This is a genomic window from Pandoraea capi, from assembly GCF_902459735.1.
In the GTDB taxonomy this organism is placed as follows: domain Bacteria; phylum Pseudomonadota; class Gammaproteobacteria; order Burkholderiales; family Burkholderiaceae; genus Pandoraea; species Pandoraea capi.
In genome coordinates, this window is record NZ_CABPRV010000025.1 from 1 (window position 1) to 1,338 (window position 1,338).

The window sequence follows — 1,338 nt, forward strand, 5'->3', positions numbered from 1 at the left end:
TAGCAGGCTGTTGAAATACCTACCGCAGTCGTCATCCTGTTGGGCGGGGTAAACGTTGAAACAAAGAACCAAACAACCCTGAGACAGAAGCGATGCGCGGAGCAGACGGCTACACCGAGGCGATGTTCACGATGGCGAAGCTGGATGATTTCGTGCCGGTCAATCACCCTCTGCGTCCGATTCGGGCCTGGCTGAACGACGCGCTCAAGCGCATGGACCCCGTGTTCACGCGCATGTACGAGAGCGACGCGAAGGGCGGCCGTCCAAGCATCGCGCCAGAGAAGCTGATTCGCGCATTGCTGTTGCAAGTGCTGTATTCGATTCGCAGCGAACGCATGCTGATGGAGCAAATCACCTACAACATGCTGTTTCGTTGGTTTGTCGGCTTGGCGATGGACGATGCGGTATGGGACCACTCGACCTTCAGCAAGAACCGCGACCGATTGCTGACGCACGACGTCATCGTGAGCCTGTTTAACGAGACAGTCGAGACGGCGCACACGCGCGGCTATCTGTCGGGCGAGCATTTCAGTGTGGACGGCACGCTGATTCAGGCTTGGGCCGGACATAAGAGCTTCGTGCGCAAAGATGAGTCGAATGACGATACGCCGCCTAATGGCGGTAATCGCCCGCGCGAGAACTGGCACGGCGAGAAGCGCAGCAATGAGACGCACGAATCGAGTACGGACAACCAAGCGAAGCTGTTTCGCAAGAGTCGCCGCACCGGCGCGCTGCTCTGCTATATGGGCCACGTGTTGAGCGATAACCGGCATGGTCTGGTGGTCAACGCGCAGGTCACGCAGGTGAGCGGCACGGCTGAGCGCGACGCGGCCGCCGACATGCTTGCTGACGCTGCATGTCTTGCTGGCGCACCCATCACGGTGGGCGCCGACAAACACTATGACACGGCGGGCTTCGTGGCGACGTGTCGCGCAAATGGCGTGACACCGCATGTGGCGCGAAACGATCGCCGCAACGGTGGCTCGGCGATTGACGCTCGCACGACACGCTGGGACGGCTACGCCATCAGTCAACGCAAGCGCAAATGCATCGAGCAGGTCTTTGGCTGGGGCAAGACGGTCGGTCGAATTCGGCAGGCGATGTATCGCGGTCGCGAGCGAGTCGAGCAGTTGTTCCTGTTGACTCAGGCGGCCTACAACCTCACTCGCATGCGCACCCTCGCAGCGAAAGCGGCGTAGAAGCGCAAATCGGTGAGGAGATGACATTGATTCCACCTGAATTAAGGAAATCGAGCATCAAATCAACGTGAACCAAGCCGGCACGGCGGCTCTTTGGAAGGGAGGGCCGCGCATCAGCGGGGTTTATTTCAACAGCCTG

General features: G+C 59.6%; 1 protein-coding gene. It reads left to right on the forward strand.

Annotation, left to right across the window (positions count from 1 at the left end; translation table 11 throughout):
• Positions 1-92: 92 nt before the first annotated feature.
• Entirely contained in the window at positions 93-1,199 is a 1,107-nt protein-coding gene (locus PCA20602_RS25455) for an IS5 family transposase (protein WP_150723565.1), read from the forward strand.
• Positions 1,200-1,338: the final 139 nt, after the last annotated feature.

Coding starts and splice junctions, on each gene's coding strand:
- PCA20602_RS25455 (WP_150723565.1), top strand. CDS start 93: ATGCGCGGAGCAGACGGCTACACCGAGGCGATGTTCACGATGGCGAAG.